This window comes from Streptococcus pluranimalium, from assembly GCF_047785745.1.
Lineage (GTDB): Bacteria > Bacillota > Bacilli > Lactobacillales > Streptococcaceae > Streptococcus > Streptococcus pluranimalium_B.
The window spans coordinates 39,986-56,062 of sequence record NZ_JBLOJT010000004.1 but is presented as its reverse complement, the minus strand read 5'-3'; the positions used below and the strand labels follow the sequence as shown (position 1 = coordinate 56,062).

The following is a 16,077-nucleotide window of genomic DNA, read 5'->3' as shown; positions in this document are numbered from 1 at the left end:
ATTCACTAAATTCTTTTGTCATATTCTTATTATATCGCCATTTTTGATTTTTGTTAAATATCAACTAGCATCACAGGTAAGTCTCATATATTTATAGTAGTTATAACAATATTGACAAAGATATCCTTGTAAAAACGTACCTGTAAATCTGTTTTCTTCAACGCTTTTCTGTTTTTTTACCTTCTCATTTCATGCTACAATAGATAGGATTATATTTGGATGAGGTTTCTATGTCGATTTTTCAACGGACGATAAAATTAGTTTTAGCAACTACGATTGCCATTATTTTAGCTCAGCTATTTAGTCTAACTTTCGCGACATCTGCTGGGGTGATTGCTATTTTAAGTATCTTGGATACGCGCAAAAGTACCTTGACCATAGCTTGGCGCCGATTGTTATCCGCTTTATTGGCGCTAGTTATAGCCGTTGTCTTATTCTCTATTTTGGGTTACCATATTTGGGTGATTAGTCTTTACATGATGCTTTATGTTCCTTTGGCTTATCATTGGAAGTTAGAATCTGGCATTCCACCGATAACAGTCTTGATACTCCACTTGTATAGTTTAGAAAGTATTTTGTTAACTCATATTATGAATGAGGTTAGCTTACTGTTTATTGGTACTGGAGTGGCTTTAGCTTTAAATGCTTACATGCCTTCCAAACAAGCAAGGATTGATGCCTATCATCTAGAAGTTGAAGAAGGTTTGAGAGCCATTTTAAATGCACTTGCAAGACTCCTAAAAAATGGAGATGGTAGTAATAAGGGTGAATTAATCGATAAACTTGAGGAGACACTGACGAAAGCCCTAGAATTGGTTTATATCGAAAGTGACAATCAAATTTTTCAATCCACCAACTATCAAGTTCATTATTTTGAAATGCGCCGCGAACAAGAAAAAATTCTAGAAGGAATGGCTGAAAGCATTAGGTCTTTGGCCTTAAAAAGTGAAGAGAGTCAATTACTGGCGCAGTTATTTGAAGGAACAGCTGACCAATTAAGTCAAGAAAATCCAGCAACTGCCTTATTGACACAATTACACGAGTTTCGAGATCATTTCAGAGAAAGAGCATTACCAGAAACACGTGAAGAATTTGAAAGCCGAGCTTTGCTTTTTCAACTTCTGGGAGATTTGGAACGTTTTATTCAATTAAAAGTTGATTTTTACAGTTCATATCAGAGACAATAATAGCCACTTTTGCTTGCTTAGTCACACTGATAGGGTGGCTTATGTTTTCGTCAATTCAAGATTAGAACATAAAAATCATGATATGGCTGTTTTTCGATTTGCTTGATTCTATTGAAGCTGGCACTTCCATGATTAAAATGATAGAAGTGGTGGCAAACTAGTCAATCTGTGACTGCTACCTCATCAGAACAACTTAAAATATAACGAAGCTGGGACAAAAGTCCCTGCTTTTTTAGGTTTTATCCAGTCAACTAAGCCAAATACAGTGATTGAGAAGGCTTTAAGCGCTGATGTCATCGGCTTTTAAACTCCTAATGACTTGTTTATCTAATATCCTACCTCAAACAGTCATTCCCCTCATTGTTTAGTGCGAAGGTGGGAGTAAAACGATCGAGGGAGAGACCGTTTCAGCCCTAGCCCTTGGAGTTAAAGATTTTTATCTCACATTCTTTTTCGCAGAAGTAGCCAGCTTAAAGACTGATAACGTGCTATAATGTTGGTAGGATTTACTACCTATGCTGGATGAGGAGAGAAGATGTTAGATAAATTACATGAAATTCGTGTGTTTGAAAATTATGATTTACTGATAGAAGAAGTAGGTCGTATCCTTGTGTCAACGAAGATTGTTGAAAAGTCTCTTAATTATTACGGAAATGCTCATGGTGGCTATCTGTTTACCTTGTGTGATCAAGTTGCGGGTCTAACCTGTTTATCTTTAGGAAGTGAGGCTGTAACCATGCAGTCTAATATTCATTATATGAAGGGAGGTCGCTTGGGAGATTTGCTTACCATTGATGGGACTTGCTTGCATAATGGTCGTAAGACCAAGGTTGTAGAGGTTACGATTACTAACCAAGCAGGTGAAAGAGTTGTTCAAGCTTCCTTTACCATGTTTGTGACTGGTGAACATGCTGGTATTCAAAAATAAGGAGAAAAGATGTCTGATTTAGTCTTTAAAAACAAAGTTGTTCTTATTACTGGTGGTGCTCATGGCATTGGCCAGGCGACTGCTGAGGCTTTTAAAAAAGCTGGTGCAACAGTAGAAATCATTGATATTGCCCCAGGCGACCATTTTGTCGGTGATATTAGTCAAAAAGAAACCTTGGAATCTTTTGCAGATCATGTCTTGAAAAAACATCATCAGGTGGATGTTTTAGTCAATAATGCGCTACCGCCCATGGTTGGACTGGATCAAGCAAGCTTTGAGGATTTCCAAAAAGCCCTAACAGTTGGTGTCATGGCACCATTTTATTTGTGTCAGTTGTTTGCTAGTCACTTTGCTCCTGGTGCAAGTATCATTAATGTATCGTCATCGCGTTATGCCCAAAGTCAAGCTCAAACGGAAAGCTACTCAGCTGCTAAGGGAGGTATTACGTCTCTGACGCATGCTCTAGCCATGTCGTTTGCTGGTAAGGTACGGGTGAATGCTGTTGCGCCTGGTTGGATTGAGACAAGTGATACCATACACTCTGATGCAGACAACTACCAGCATCCAGTTGGTCGGGTTGGTGTTCCAGACGATATTGCTCATATGATCCTTTATTTGGCTTCGGATAAGGCTGGTTTTATCACGGGACAGACTATCACAGTCGATGGTGGAATGAGTAAAAAAATGATTTATCATGAAGATGAGAATTGGTCTTTGAAGCTTTATGATTAAAGCGTTTAATTAATAAGTGTTGAAGGTGTGATGACAATGATAAACTATAAAGTGATAGCATCATTAAGAATAGAAGACGTTCTGCCCTTATATGAAGCCGTTGGCTGGACGAATCTTCTCAACCTCAAATGCTTGAGCAAGCATTGAGACAAAGCCTTTATGTCCTAGCCGCCTATGATAGTGGTGAGTTGGTAGGTACTTTACGGGCGGTTGGAGATGGTGTTTCTATTGTGTTTATTCAGGATATTATTGTGTTACCAAGTTACCAAAGAAAGGGTATTGGAAGCCAATTAATCAAAAACTGTCTAGAGACATACAAACATGTTTATCAAATACATCTTTTGACGGATGTAACAGATAAGACCAAAGCTCTTTATGAAAGCCAAGGTTTTAAAATAGTTGAAGCCGTTGATTGTAGAGCTTACACTTTAGTGAGGTAAATCAATGAAGATAACCATAACGAATAGATTAACAAGAACAGAAGAAAATCAGGTTCGTCAATTAATTGCTAGCATCAGAAAGCATGACCACTTGACTCGAGAACCCTTTTTGACCAACATCTTAAATGCGGATCAGGACATGCCAGCTTTCTTTTTGGCCTATGATTTAGATGAGTTGAGAGGTTTTTTGACAGTCTATGCTGATACACTAGATGAACCAGAATTGATGATTTGGGTAGCTCCAACATACAGACGACAAGGAATTGCCAAGAGTCTTTTTCGTTCGTACCATGAGGCAACTAAACCTTATCACTTGGGGAAACCATCATTTTCCATCGAAAGGCATTTTCTACTTGCCAATCCTGACCTAGCGAATGCTTGGCATCTCAAAGAAACTGACGATAGTGAATTCTGGATGACTAGAGGACGTCAGCCAATAGACCTACCCGACAAAAAAGAGCTGCAGATTCTTTTAGCTGATGATAAGCATATGGAAGCTATTGCGATGTTCCAATCTCATGTTTTTGATGAACCTATAGAAGTAACACGGACTTATGTTAAAGAAGCTATTGATGACTCAAATAGTTTACTTTATGTTGTATTGATAGAGGATTTCGTCGTTGCTTCTTGTACGGTAGATTTATCTTCGGGAGATCAGGTCATCTATGGCTTAGCAGTTAAAAAGGACTACCAAAATCAAGGGATTGGTCGTTATTTGACATCCTTTATTATCAATGATCGTATAGCAAAAGACCATAAGCCTTTTCAAATTGCAGTAGAGAGCGGTAATCTCATCGCCAAAAATCTTTATGAGAAGCTAGGATTTGTCTCACAATCTGAAGTAACCTATCTCGTATAGATGATCAACGCCATGCCAGTTTTCTCTTGACTGATGATTTTGAAAAATATAAAAACAGGGACAGTCTTAAACTATAAAGGTCTAGAAAATAAGGATAGGTATCTAATATTGTCTTTGCATACGATAGTCACCTATCTTTTCTCTTCTACCTATGATAAAATGATATGGTGAAAGGAAATCTTATGTCAAAACAATCTCTTTTTGCAATCAAACGTACTTTGGTTGCCGCCTTACTTTACTTTGCCTGTCTAGGGATAGGAGTTCTTTTGAATCTTATCTTTGACAGAAATGGTAACATGTTTTATGCTCCAGCATTTTCTGCGGTCTTTTCGGGGATCCTTTATTTCCAATACTTACTCAAAAAACCTTTCTTTGGTTTAATTTTCTTAACTTCAGTGATTGTATCGCTCTTCTTTTTATTCTCAGGTCATTTTTGGGCAACTATCCTGCCATACTGGGGATTTGCTCTACTGGCAGACCTTCTAGCCAAGTCAGGTCATTATAAAGAAGACATCAAAAACAAACTCTCCTTTATTTTATTTTCGTTAACCACAACTGGTCCTATTTTATTCATGTGGTTGGCACCAAAGGCTTACCAAGAAATGCTTTTAGAACGAGGAAAAGATATGGCTTATATTACTAGGGTTATGGTTGAACCAGATTTTAAAGGAGTCTTATTTTTCTTTGGCCTAACACTTCTAGGAGCTTTATTGGGTATTATTTTAGGGCAAAAAATCCCATTCAATAAATCGTCAAAGAAGTTTTAAAAGTAGTCTAAATTGCAGGTCTTTCCTGTGATTTTTTGTATAATAGAAGTAATGGTAGTTTTTAGTCATCATTGGACATTTTTTAGAGAGAATTTTCACTTAAAAAATGTCTTGATATAACTTTAAGCTAGTAAGGTTAAGAAAGGAGTTCTATTGTGAACATCCAACAATTACGTTATGTGGTTGCTATTGCTAATAGTGGCACATTTCGTGAGGCTGCCAGTAAACTCTATGTGAGTCAGCCTAGTCTATCAGTAGCAATTAAAGATTTAGAAACTGAATTAGGGTTTCAAATTTTTACCAGAACAACAACAGGGACTGTTTTGACAGCTCAAGGGATGACTTTTTACGAAAAATCTCTTGAAGTTGTTAAAAGTTTTGATTCTTTTGAGAAACATTTTATCCAACCAGAGGATGAGGATAATCAGTTTTCAATTGCCAGTCAACACTATGACTTTTTGCCCCCCTTAATGACGGAGTTTTCTAGGGCTTATCCTGAGTTTAACGATTTCCGAATTTTTGAAGCAACAACGATTCAAATTCTTGACGAGGTTTCTCAGGGATTCAGTCAGATTGGTATCATCTATATGAATCACCAAAATGAGAGTGGTCTTTTTCGGCGAATGGAAAAATTAGGCTTGGAATCAGTGGATTTAATTTCCTTCAGAACTCATATCTATCTCTCTAAAACACATCCACTAGCTACCAAAGAAACACTTCAGATGGCTGATTTGGTTGGATTACCAACGGTTAAGTTTGCTCAAGAAAGAGATGAGTACCTCTATTATTCTGAAAATCTTGTGGATATATCTGACAGTACCGTCATGTACCATGTGACAGATCGCGCTACTTTGAATGGTATTTTAGAGCGGACCAATGCCTATGCGACAGGCTCAGGGTTCTTAGATGACCGAAGTGTTAATGGGATTACCGTTGTTCCCTTAGAAGATAATTTAGTCAACAAGATGGTCTATGTCAAACGCAAGGATGCCAACTTAAGCCCACAGGCTCTTGCTTTTATTAAAGTGATGATAGCCTACTTTGATAAGTATAAGCCATAGGAGGTTGTATGCGGAAAATTCTTTTTAGTGGACTAGTTCTGATATTGATAGCTTTAGACCAGATCAGTAAGCTTTGGATTGTTAACCATATACCCTTGGGAGAAGTCAAACCCTTTCTACCAGGTGTTTTTAGTTTGACGTATTTGCAAAATAGAGGGGCAGCTTTTTCTATTTTGCAAGATCAACAGTGGTTTTTTGCTCTTGTAACTTGTATTGTAGTTGGTGTAGCGGTTTATTATGCTCATAAAATGATTCATGGTTCTCTTTGGTTTCTGACGGGATTACTTTTAATCATTGCAGGTGGTTTGGGCAATTTTATCGATCGTTTGCGTTTAGGTTATGTGGTTGATATGGTGCATTTAGATTTTATGGATTTTGCCATTTTTAATGTGGCAGATTCTTATTTAACAGTTGGGGTCATCGTTTTGATGATTGCCCTATGGAAAGAGGAAGATGGAAGTAATCATTAAAGAAGCGGGCGTCCGCTTAGATAAGGCAATGGCGGATTTAACGGAACTTTCACGTCAAAAAGCCAATGAAGAAATCAAGGCAGGTACTATTTTGGTTAATGGTAAGCCTGCGAAAGCAAAATATGCTGTTAAAGTAGGTGATGTCATCAATTATGACCTTCCTGAAGAGGAAGTTTTAGAATATAGTGCTGAGGATATTCCCTTAGATATTATCTATCAAGATGAAGATGTGGCAGTGGTTAATAAGCCTCAGGGAATGGTGGTCCATCCTTCTGCGGGACATTCATCTGGAACCTTGGTTAATGCTCTCATGTATCATATTAAGGATTTGTCATCTATTAATGGCGTGATTCGTCCAGGGATCGTGCATCGTATTGATAAAGATACCTCTGGGCTCCTAATGATTGCTAAAAATGATCAAGCGCATCAAGCTTTGGCTGAGGAACTGAAAGCCAAGAAATCACTTCGTCAGTATGTAGCTCTCGTTCATGGCAATCTACCAAATGATCGTGGTGTGATTGAGGCACCAATCGGTCGTTCTGACAAGGATCGTAAGAAACAAGCAGTGACAGAAAAAGGGAAACAAGCCTTGACGCGTTTTCATGTTTTGGAACGCTTCGGTAATTATACTCTAGTTGAGTTGCAGTTGGAAACAGGGCGTACCCACCAAATTCGTGTGCATATGGCTTATATCGGTCATCCAATCGCTGGCGACACGACTTATGGACCTCGTAAGACTTTAGCTGGTAATGGTCAATTTCTTCATGCTAGGACACTCGGATTTACCCATCCAAAAAGTGGCGAACTGATGACCTTTGAAGCTGACTTGCCAGAGATTTTTCAAGAAACGTTGGAAAAATGTCGCCAAATGGCTAAATAATTCGTATTTTAACTTGCTTTAAAAATCGGTTTTTGCTAAAATAAGTTAACCAAATAATCCTTTAACCCTGTCCCGTGAGGCAGACAAGGAGACTAGAAACAAAGTACAGCCTAACTGTATGTTATTTGTTGTATCTCCTTGGGTAATCAAGGAGTTTTTTTGTAAATTAGAAAGGTTGGATGTTTACTATGAAAGCTAAGGAAATTATTGATGAAGTGACCATGAAACGTGCGGTAACCCGCATTACTTATGAAATTATTGAGCGTAATAAAAATCTTGATAATATCGTTTTAGCAGGAATTAAGACACGTGGTGTGCATTTGGCAAGTCGTATCCAAGAACGTTTGCAACAACTTGAGGGCTTAGAAATCCCTCTCGGTCAATTAGATATCAAACCTTTTCGTGATGATATGAAAGTTGAAGAAGATACTACAGAAATGCCAGTTGATATCACTGATAAAGATGTTATCTTGGTAGATGATGTCCTTTATACAGGTCGTACTATTCGTGCAGCTATTGATAACCTTGTTAGCCTTGGGCGTCCAGCGCGCGTTAGCTTAGCAGTGCTGATTGACCGTGGTCACCGTGAATTGCCGATTCGTGCGGATTATGTTGGAAAAAATATCCCAACATCAAGTATTGAAGAAATTGTTGTTGAAGTCACAGAAGTCGATGGACGTGATAGTGTTAGCATTGTAGATCCAAGCTAACAAACACTAAAAATCAAAAGAAGCTTTCTGTTAGACTTTATCGTAATACTCAAGTATTAATCCTGTTAATCAGTATCGCTTGCTTTTGATTTTTGATGTTCTATATAGTAGGTTTTGAAGTTGCTTTATGACATCTTGTCATGGACAGAATAAAAAAATTAATAGGGTGAGAAAATGCTGAGTTTACAACATTTGGTAAGTATGGAAGATTTGTCTACAGAACAAGTGATGGCTTTGTTGGAGAGAGGGTTGCTATTTAAAAATGATCAAGCAACATTTTCTTTGGATAGTCAGACCTTTGTGGCAAATCTTTTTTTTGAAAATTCGACACGAACTAATAAATCGTTTGAAGTGGCTGAGAAGAAGCTCGGTATGGATGTGATAGATTTCCATGCTGACAGTAGTTCTGTTACAAAAGGGGAAACCCTCTACGATACGATATTAACCATGGATGCCTTGGGTGTTGATGCCTGTGTCATTCGTCATCCAGCAGTCGATTACTATAAAGCAATAATAGAGAGTCCATCAATATCCGTTTCGATTATTAACGGTGGAGACGGTTCAGGACAACATCCTAGTCAGTGTTTGTTGGATTTGATGACCATCTACGAAGAATTTGGTTATTTCCAAGGGCTCAAGATCTGTATCGCGGGAGACATCACTCACTCACGAGTGGCTAAGTCAAACATGCAGATGCTGACACGATTAGGAGCTCATGTTTGTTTTGCAGGACCTAAAGAATGGTATTCTGAAGAGTTCGATGCTTATGGTCAACACGTGGCACTTGATGCTATCTTGCCTGATTTAGATGTGCTTATGTTGTTACGGGTTCAGCATGAACGTCATGATGGTCAACGATCCTTCTCAAAAGAATCCTATCATCAGCTGTTCGGATTGACTCAAAACTGCTATCAAAAGTTGAAGTCATCAGCTATTATCATGCACCCTGCTCCAGTCAATCGTGATGTGGAGATCGCTGACGCTCTGGTCGAAGCTGAAAAATCGCGCATTGTTAAACAGATGTCTAACGGTGTATTTGTACGGATGGCTATTTTAGAAGCAGTTCTTAACGGACGTCAGAAAAAACGTTAACAAGTTCCTGAGAGGACTTGACGAAAGGAAAAGATATGGGAAAACGACTTTTAATTTTAGAAGATGGTACCATTTTTGAAGGTGAAGCCTTTGGTGCCGATATTGATGTGACTGGTGAAATTGTCTTTAATACTGGGATGACTGGTTATCAGGAATCCATTACGGACCAATCCTATAATGGTCAGATTTTAACGTTTACTTACCCTTTAGTGGGAAATTATGGGGTTAATCGTGATGATTACGAATCGATTAGCCCAACCTGTAAGGGAGTTGTTGTTGTTGAACATGCTCGTCGTGCTAGTAACTGGCGCAATCAATTGTCCTTGGATGAGTTTTTGAAAGCTAAGAATATTCCTGGCATTTCTGGCATTGATACTAGGGCATTAACCAAAATTATCCGTCAACATGGAACCATGAAAGCAACTATGGCAGATGATGGGGATAGTGTTGACCACTTGAAGGATCAATTGCGAGCAACGGTTCTACCGACTAATAATATCGAACAAGTTTCCACCAAAACAGCTTATCCAGCACCAGGTATTGGTAAAAGTATTGTTCTGGTTGACTTTGGTCTTAAGCACTCGATTTTACGCGAATTTTCAAAACGAAATGCTAACGTGACAGTCGTGCCACACGATACAACAGCTGAAGAGATTTTGAGTCTTAATCCAGATGGCGTGATGTTATCTAATGGACCAGGAGATCCGACAGATGTGCCTCATGCCTTGGACATGATTAGAGGTATTCAAGGAAAAATTCCGATTTTTGGGATTTGTATGGGTCACCAGCTCTTTGCCTTGGCTAATGGGGCTGAGACCTATAAAATGATCTTTGGACACCGTGGCTTTAACCATGCTGTTCGTGAAATTGCTTCGGGTCGTGTTGATTTTACGAGTCAAAACCATGGGTATGCGGTTAAGCGTGACAGTTTACCGGATTGCCTCATGGTTACTCATGAAGAGATTAATGACAAGTCTATTGAAGGTGTTCGTCACCGTGATTTTCCGGCCTTCTCTGTTCAATTTCACCCTGATGCAGCACCTGGTCCACACGATGCTGATTACCTCTTTGATGATTTCTTAGAGATGATTGATGCCTATCAGGCGGCACAAAGGCAATAAGTTTTTTAACGTCCATAGGGTTTTTAAACCCTCGTTTCTCATGTCGGAGTTTTTATTTAATGCTGTTCAGAGAGACAGCGAATACTAGAAAGGAGAAGATACAGATTCAGGTTAGTTGATTTGCTGATTTGAACACGGGACTAATTTTCTAGGAAAGTCCAAGAGTCTGGTGATAGACTCTTGGAGGAGGTGCCTATCGCCTATGATTTTTAGGCGATAGGGCAGAAAGTGTCCACCGGACACTTTCACTCCCTATTTTCTACGAAAATTTTCGCAAGCGAAATGTCCCTTTGTATCATAAATTATGCCAAAACGTACTGATATTAAGAAAATTATGGTGATTGGATCTGGTCCTATCATTATCGGACAGGCTGCGGAGTTTGATTATGCCGGAACACAGGCTTGTCTTGCTTTAAAAGAAGAGGGCTATAGTGTTGTCTTGGTCAACTCTAACCCTGCGACCATTATGACTGACAAAGAAATTGCGGATAAGGTTTATATTGAACCATTGACGCTTGAATTTGTTTCACGTATTCTTCGCAAGGAACGCCCAGATGCTCTCCTCCCAACTCTTGGTGGTCAGACTGGTCTCAACTTGGCCATGTCTTTATCAAAGGCGGGAATTTTAGAGGAGTTTGGAGTTGAACTTCTAGGAACCAAACTGTCAGCTATTGACCAAGCCGAAGACCGTGATTTGTTCAAACAACTTATGGAAGAATTGGAACAACCTATCCCTGAATCTGAAATCGTTGAAACAGTAGAGGGAGCACTTGAATTTGCTGAAGCTATCGGCTACCCAGTTATTGTCCGTCCTGCCTTTACTCTTGGTGGTACTGGTGGTGGTATTTGTTCTAATGAAAATGAGCTGCGTGCCATTGTCAAAAATGGTCTCAAGTTATCACCTATTACCCAGTGTTTGATTGAGCGGTCTATTTCTGGATTTAAAGAGATTGAGTATGAGGTTATGCGTGATGCAGCTGATAATGCTTTGGTTGTGTGTAACATGGAAAACTTTGACCCGGTTGGGATTCATACAGGGGATTCTATTGTTTTTGCGCCGACACAAACACTATCTGATGTTGAAAACCAAATGATGCGTGACGCTAGCTTGAAAATTATCCGAGCCCTTAAAATTGAGGGAGGTTGTAATGTTCAGCTTGCTCTGGATCCTCACAGTTTCAAATATTATGTTATCGAAGTTAATCCTCGTGTGTCACGTTCTTCAGCCCTGGCTTCCAAGGCAACAGGTTATCCTATCGCCAAATTAGCGGCCAAAATCGCCGTTGGTTTGACCTTGGATGAAATGATTAACCCTGTCACTGGTTCAACCTATGCCATGTTTGAGCCAGCCTTGGACTATGTAGTGGCTAAAATTCCACGTTTTCCATTTGACAAATTTGAACAGGGTGAGCGCCGTTTGGGCACCCAAATGAAGGCGACAGGCGAAGTTATGGCTATCGGTCGTAACATTGAAGAGTCTCTCTTAAAAGCTTGTCGTTCTTTGGAAATTGGTGTCTATCATAATGAGATGCCAGAATTATTTGAAGCTAGTGATGACCAGCTTTTTGAGAAAATTGTTAAAGCCCAAGATGATCGTCTCTTCTACATTTCTGAAGCCATCCGCCGTGGTATTTCCATTGAAGAAATTGCTGATTTGACCAAGATTGATATCTTCTTCTTGGATAAATTACTTCATATTTATGAATTGGAACAAGCATTAGCTCTAAAAGTCGGAGATCTCAGTCTTTTGAAAGAAGCCAAGCGTCATGGCTTTGCGGATCTTAAGATTGCAGAAGTTTGGGGCATGAATGATGATGAGATTCGTGACGTTCGATTAGCTAACAATATTTTGCCTGTTTACAAGATGGTAGATACTTGTGCGGCAGAGTTTGAGTCAACAACACCTTATTTCTATTCAACTTATGCTTTTGAGAATGAATCCATTCGTACTGATAAAGAATCGGTCTTGGTTCTTGGTTCTGGACCAATTCGTATCGGGCAAGGAGTCGAGTTTGACTACGCGACGGTTCACTCTGTTAAAGCCATTCAGGCTGCTGGCTACGAAGCTATTATCATGAATTCTAACCCAGAAACGGTTTCGACGGATTTCTCTGTATCAGACAAGCTCTACTTTGAACCATTGACATTTGAAGATGTCATGAATGTTATCGATTTGGAAGCACCTAAGGGAGTAGTGGTTCAGTTCGGTGGTCAGACGGCTATTAACTTGGCTGAACGCTTGTCAGAGGCAGGTGTTACCATTTTGGGAACTCAGGTTGAGGATTTGGATCGTGCTGAAGACCGTGACCTCTTTGAAAAAGCTCTCAAAGCTTTAGACATACCACAACCGCCAGGGCATACTGCAACCAATGAGGAAGAAGCGGTTGATGTTGCACGTAAAGTCGGTTTCCCTGTCCTTGTTCGTCCGTCCTATGTCTTGGGTGGTCGTGCTATGGAAATTGTGGAGAATGAAGAAAACTTACGTTCTTACATGAGAACAGCGGTTAAAGTTAGTCCAGAGCACACTGTACTTGTGGACTCCTATATCGTTGGTCAGGAGTGTGAAGTGGATGCTATCTCAGATGGCACAAATGTCCTCATTCCAGGGATTATGGAACATATTGAGAGAGCGGGGGTTCACTCAGGGGATTCAATGGCTGTTTACCCACCACAGACCCTGTCTAAAGTTGTTCAAGAGACTATCGCAGACTACACCAAACGCTTGGCTATAGGCCTCAACTGTATCGGAATGATGAACATCCAGTTTGTGATAAAGGATGAAACCGTTTATGTTATTGAGGTTAATCCTCGTGCCAGCCGTACGGTTCCTTTCCTTTCAAAAATCACTAATATCCCAATGGCACAAGTGGCGACTCGTCTCATTTTAGGGGAAACGTTGGCTGACTTAGGATATGAGGATGGTCTCTATCCAGAATCCTCACAAGTTCATGTTAAAGCGCCAGTTTTCTCCTTTAGCAAATTAGCTAAAGTTGATAGCCTCTTGGGACCTGAGATGAAGTCAACTGGTGAAGTAATGGGTTCAGATGTGACCCTCGAGAAGGCTCTTTATAAGGCTTTTGAAGCTTCTTATTTCCATCTGCCCGAATACGGTACTATCGTCTTCACCATTGCTGACGATAGTAAGGAAGAAGCGCTTGGATTGGCTCAACGTTTTGTGGCTATTGGCTATAGTATTTTTGCAACTCAAGGAACGGCTGATTACTTGAGTAAACATGGTATTGACGCCCACCTGGTAAATAAAATCGGAGAGAACAAAGATCAAGATATTCCAGCCCTAGTTCGTGCTGGAAACGTTCAAGCGATCATCAACACTGTTGGTACCAAGCGCACAACAGACAAGGATGGACAGATTATCCGAAGCTCTGCTATTGAACAAGGTGTTCCCCTATTTACTGCCCTTGACACGGCAGACGCCATGCTGAAAGTTCTTGAAAGTCGAGGATTTAGAACAGAGGCCATATCATGATATCAAAGAGCAGGATTGTCTGCTCTTTTTGCTTGTCGTAGTAGAAAGTTGAGAACTTTTTGACTTTGTGATAATCTTTAGAGTGATAAAAGCAGATAGAAATAGAGGAAAACGTAATGAAGGAATATGATTACATTGTTATTGGTGGCGGATCAGGCGGGATTGCTTCTGCTAATCGTGCTGCCATGCATGGTGCTAAAACACTATTGATTGAAGCTAATGCAGTTGGTGGAACTTGTGTTAATGTTGGCTGTGTGCCTAAGAAAGTCATGTGGTACGGTGCTCAAGTCGCTGAAACCCTCAACCGTTATGCTGGGGAATATGGTTTTGATGTTGATGTTAAAAACTTTGATTTTGCAACCTTGAAAGCCAATCGCCAAGCCTATATTGATCGTATCCATGGCTCTTACGAACGTGCTTTTGATAACAATGGTGTGGAGCGTATCTATGACTATGCGACTTTTGTAGATGCCCGCACAGTGGAAGTAGCTGGAGAACAGTACACAGCACCACACATTTTGGTAGCGACGGGTGGTCATGCAGCGGTTCCTGAAATTCCTGGTGCTGAGTATGGTATCACTTCAGATGGCTTCTTTGAGCTTGATGAGGTGCCAAAGCGTACAGCAGTTGTTGGGGCAGGTTACATTGCCGTTGAAGTTGCTGGTGTTCTTGATGCTCTTGGTTCAGAGACTCACCTTTTTGTTCGTAAAGAACGTCCATTGCGTAACTTCGACGGTGATATCATCTCAGTTTTAACAGATGAAATGGCTAAACACGGTCCAATCTTACACACGCATTCAGTGCCAAAAGAAGTTGTTAAAAATAACGATGGCTCTTTGACCCTTGTTTTGGAAAATGGGGAATCCTACACCGTTGATTGTCTCATCTGGGCAATTGGACGTCGCCCAAATGTGACTGGTTTTGGCTTGGAAAACACTGGTGTTGCACTGACTGAAAAAGGTTATATCCAAACTGATGAATTTGAGAATACAACTGTAGATGGTATTTACGCTCTTGGTGATGTTAATGGTAAGCTAGAATTGACACCTGTTGCGGTTAAGGCTGGTCGTCAGTTATCAGAACGTCTCTTCAATGGTAAAGCTAATGCCAAGATGGATTATGAAAATGTTGCAACTGTTATCTTTAGTCATCCAGCCATTGGCACCATTGGGATGTCAGAAGAAGTAGCTCTTGCTAAATATGGTCAAGATAATATCAAGGTATATCGTTCAAGCTTTACGCCAATGTACACAGCTATGGGAGATAACCGCCAACCATCAACCATGAAATTAGTCACACTTGGAGAAGACGAAAAAATCATCGGTCTGCATGGTATCGGATACGGTATTGATGAGATGGTGCAAGGTTTCTCAGTCGCTATTAAGATGGGAGCTACTAAGGAAGATTTTGATGCGACGGTGGCTATTCACCCAACTGGCGCGGAAGAGTTTGTAACCATGCGCTAAGTAGGAAGTGTATGGTCACAAGTTTTAGTTAGCCAGTTTTAACTTGGTTGAATAGCTTTCGTCAAAACTGAGAAGCCTTGTCTCCCACCTCAATGTGTCAATCCCTGACTGCTTGAGCTATTCACCCAACTGGCGCCGAGGAATTTGTAACCATGCGTTACTATTAAATGCTACTAATATAAGCTGGGAATCATAAGTGAGAGCTACTAGTGTGTTTTTTAGAGAGAAAAAAAGAAGGAGAGCATCTTATGACAGAGTCACAAGAAGCATTACGTGAGCGCATTGGCGATTTGGCTTATGAAGTCACGCAACATGCAGCTACAGAACGCGCTTTTACAGGGGAATACGATAACTTTTTTGAGAAAGGTATCTACGTTGATGTGGTCAGTGGCGAGGTCCTCTTTTCGTCGCTGGATAAATATAATTCTGGTTGTGGTTGGCCAGCTTTTACCAAACCAGTTGATAATCGTCGCGTGACTAATCACGATGACCGTTCCCATTTTATGAGACGGATTGAAGTAAAAAGCCGAGAAGCTGGTTCTCATCTGGGGCATGTTTTTAATGATGGCCCCATTGAAGCTGGTGGCTTACGCTATTGTATCAATTCAGCCGCCCTTAAGTTTATCCCTTATGAGGAGATGGTAGAAAAAGGTTATGGCACCTATTTAACCCTTTTTGACGATAAAAAATCCCTCTAGTCAATGAGCTAAAGGGATTGGTATTATTAATCTGAACTTGTTTCAGGAACACTGGTGTCAGAAGCTGCGTTCGGCAGTATTTCAGAAGACATTGTCGCATCTCCGGGACTTGGAGCTTGTGCGGAGGGATCACTTGCTTGTGTGTCACTAGTTGGTACGTCTGTTGCGGTTGACGCATC

14 protein-coding genes and 1 pseudogene are annotated in these 16,077 nt (G+C 40.2%); all 15 read left to right on the top strand.

The features are described from left to right. The first annotated feature begins 230 nt into the window (after positions 1 to 230). Entirely contained in the window at positions 231 to 1,187 is a 957-nt protein-coding gene (locus ACMZ6U_RS01560) for an aromatic acid exporter family protein (RefSeq protein WP_416105910.1), read from the top strand. 535 nt (positions 1,188 to 1,722) lie between these two features. Further along, a complete protein-coding gene (locus ACMZ6U_RS01555; RefSeq protein WP_416105909.1) occupies positions 1,723 to 2,115 on the top strand; it encodes a PaaI family thioesterase in 393 nt (130 codons plus the stop codon). Positions 2,116 to 2,124: 9 nt separating this feature from the next. Further along, positions 2,125 to 2,847 carry an SDR family NAD(P)-dependent oxidoreductase gene (locus tag ACMZ6U_RS01550; RefSeq protein ID WP_416105908.1) on the top strand — a complete coding sequence of 241 codons (723 nt, stop codon included), beginning with the start codon at positions 2,125 to 2,127 and terminating at the stop codon, positions 2,845 to 2,847. Positions 2,848 to 2,883: 36 nt separating this feature from the next. After that, positions 2,884 to 3,287 (top strand): annotated as a pseudogene (locus ACMZ6U_RS01545) (GNAT family N-acetyltransferase). A 4-nt stretch (positions 3,288 to 3,291) separates the two neighbouring features. Continuing rightward, positions 3,292 to 4,146, top strand: a complete 855-nt coding sequence (locus ACMZ6U_RS01540; RefSeq protein WP_416105907.1) for a GNAT family N-acetyltransferase — start codon at positions 3,292 to 3,294, stop codon at positions 4,144 to 4,146. Between the two features lie 182 nt (positions 4,147 to 4,328). After that, positions 4,329 to 4,913 carry an MptD family putative ECF transporter S component gene (locus ACMZ6U_RS01535; RefSeq protein ID WP_416105906.1) on the top strand — a complete coding sequence of 195 codons (585 nt, stop codon included), beginning with the start codon at positions 4,329 to 4,331 and terminating at the stop codon, positions 4,911 to 4,913. A 155-nt stretch (positions 4,914 to 5,068) separates the two neighbouring features. After that, positions 5,069 to 5,974 carry a LysR family transcriptional regulator gene (locus ACMZ6U_RS01530; RefSeq protein ID WP_416105905.1) on the top strand — a complete coding sequence of 302 codons (906 nt, stop codon included), beginning with the start codon at positions 5,069 to 5,071 and terminating at the stop codon, positions 5,972 to 5,974. Positions 5,975 to 5,982: 8 nt separating this feature from the next. Beyond that, entirely contained in the window at positions 5,983 to 6,444 is a 462-nt protein-coding gene (gene lspA, locus ACMZ6U_RS01525) for a signal peptidase II (protein ID WP_416105904.1), read from the top strand. Further along, positions 6,428 to 7,324 carry an RluA family pseudouridine synthase gene (locus ACMZ6U_RS01520; RefSeq protein ID WP_416105903.1) on the top strand — a complete coding sequence of 299 codons (897 nt, stop codon included), beginning with the start codon at positions 6,428 to 6,430 and terminating at the stop codon, positions 7,322 to 7,324. Before lspA ends, ACMZ6U_RS01520 begins: the two co-directional genes overlap by 17 nt. A 188-nt stretch (positions 7,325 to 7,512) precedes the next feature. Beyond that, positions 7,513 to 8,034 (top strand): bifunctional pyr operon transcriptional regulator/uracil phosphoribosyltransferase PyrR, encoded by a 522-nt coding sequence (pyrR, locus tag ACMZ6U_RS01515; protein WP_416105913.1) that lies wholly within the window; start codon positions 7,513 to 7,515, stop codon positions 8,032 to 8,034. A 174-nt stretch (positions 8,035 to 8,208) separates the two neighbouring features. After that, positions 8,209 to 9,126, top strand: a complete 918-nt coding sequence (locus ACMZ6U_RS01510) for an aspartate carbamoyltransferase catalytic subunit (RefSeq protein WP_416105902.1) — start codon at positions 8,209 to 8,211, stop codon at positions 9,124 to 9,126. 35 nt (positions 9,127 to 9,161) lie between these two features. Continuing rightward, a complete protein-coding gene (locus ACMZ6U_RS01505; protein WP_416105901.1) occupies positions 9,162 to 10,247 on the top strand; it encodes a carbamoyl phosphate synthase small subunit in 1,086 nt (361 codons plus the stop codon). 304 nt (positions 10,248 to 10,551) lie between these two features. Continuing rightward, the gene (gene carB, locus ACMZ6U_RS01500) at positions 10,552 to 13,734 is read left to right on the top strand and encodes a carbamoyl-phosphate synthase large subunit (RefSeq protein WP_416105900.1); all 3,183 of its coding nucleotides are present in this window, start codon (positions 10,552 to 10,554) and stop codon (positions 13,732 to 13,734) included. A gap of 116 nt (positions 13,735 to 13,850) precedes the next feature. Next, entirely contained in the window at positions 13,851 to 15,200 is a 1,350-nt protein-coding gene (gene gorA / locus ACMZ6U_RS01495) for a glutathione-disulfide reductase (RefSeq protein ID WP_416105899.1), read from the top strand. A 248-nt stretch (positions 15,201 to 15,448) separates the two neighbouring features. Further along, positions 15,449 to 15,898, top strand: coding sequence for a peptide-methionine (R)-S-oxide reductase MsrB (msrB, locus tag ACMZ6U_RS01490; protein WP_416105898.1), 450 nt, complete (start codon positions 15,449 to 15,451; stop codon positions 15,896 to 15,898). The last annotated feature ends 179 nt before the right edge of the window (positions 15,899 to 16,077 follow it).

Excerpts from the sequence above, each read along its gene's own strand:
- ACMZ6U_RS01560 (WP_416105910.1), top strand. The coding sequence starts at position 231 with ATGTCGATTTTTCAACGGACGATAAAATTAGTTTTAGCAACTACGATT.
- carB (WP_416105900.1), top strand. The coding sequence starts at position 10,552 with ATGCCAAAACGTACTGATATTAAGAAAATTATGGTGATTGGATCTGGT.
- ACMZ6U_RS01510 (WP_416105902.1), top strand. The coding sequence starts at position 8,209 with ATGCTGAGTTTACAACATTTGGTAAGTATGGAAGATTTGTCTACAGAA.
- pyrR (WP_416105913.1), top strand. The coding sequence starts at position 7,513 with ATGAAAGCTAAGGAAATTATTGATGAAGTGACCATGAAACGTGCGGTA.
- lspA (WP_416105904.1), top strand. The coding sequence starts at position 5,983 with ATGCGGAAAATTCTTTTTAGTGGACTAGTTCTGATATTGATAGCTTTA.
- ACMZ6U_RS01550 (WP_416105908.1), top strand. The coding sequence starts at position 2,125 with ATGTCTGATTTAGTCTTTAAAAACAAAGTTGTTCTTATTACTGGTGGT.
- msrB (WP_416105898.1), top strand. The coding sequence starts at position 15,449 with ATGACAGAGTCACAAGAAGCATTACGTGAGCGCATTGGCGATTTGGCT.
- ACMZ6U_RS01505 (WP_416105901.1), top strand. The coding sequence starts at position 9,162 with ATGGGAAAACGACTTTTAATTTTAGAAGATGGTACCATTTTTGAAGGT.
- ACMZ6U_RS01520 (WP_416105903.1), top strand. The coding sequence starts at position 6,428 with ATGGAAGTAATCATTAAAGAAGCGGGCGTCCGCTTAGATAAGGCAATG.
- ACMZ6U_RS01555 (WP_416105909.1), top strand. The coding sequence starts at position 1,723 with ATGTTAGATAAATTACATGAAATTCGTGTGTTTGAAAATTATGATTTA.
- ACMZ6U_RS01535 (WP_416105906.1), top strand. The coding sequence starts at position 4,329 with ATGTCAAAACAATCTCTTTTTGCAATCAAACGTACTTTGGTTGCCGCC.
- gorA (WP_416105899.1), top strand. The coding sequence starts at position 13,851 with ATGAAGGAATATGATTACATTGTTATTGGTGGCGGATCAGGCGGGATT.
- ACMZ6U_RS01540 (WP_416105907.1), top strand. The coding sequence starts at position 3,292 with ATGAAGATAACCATAACGAATAGATTAACAAGAACAGAAGAAAATCAG.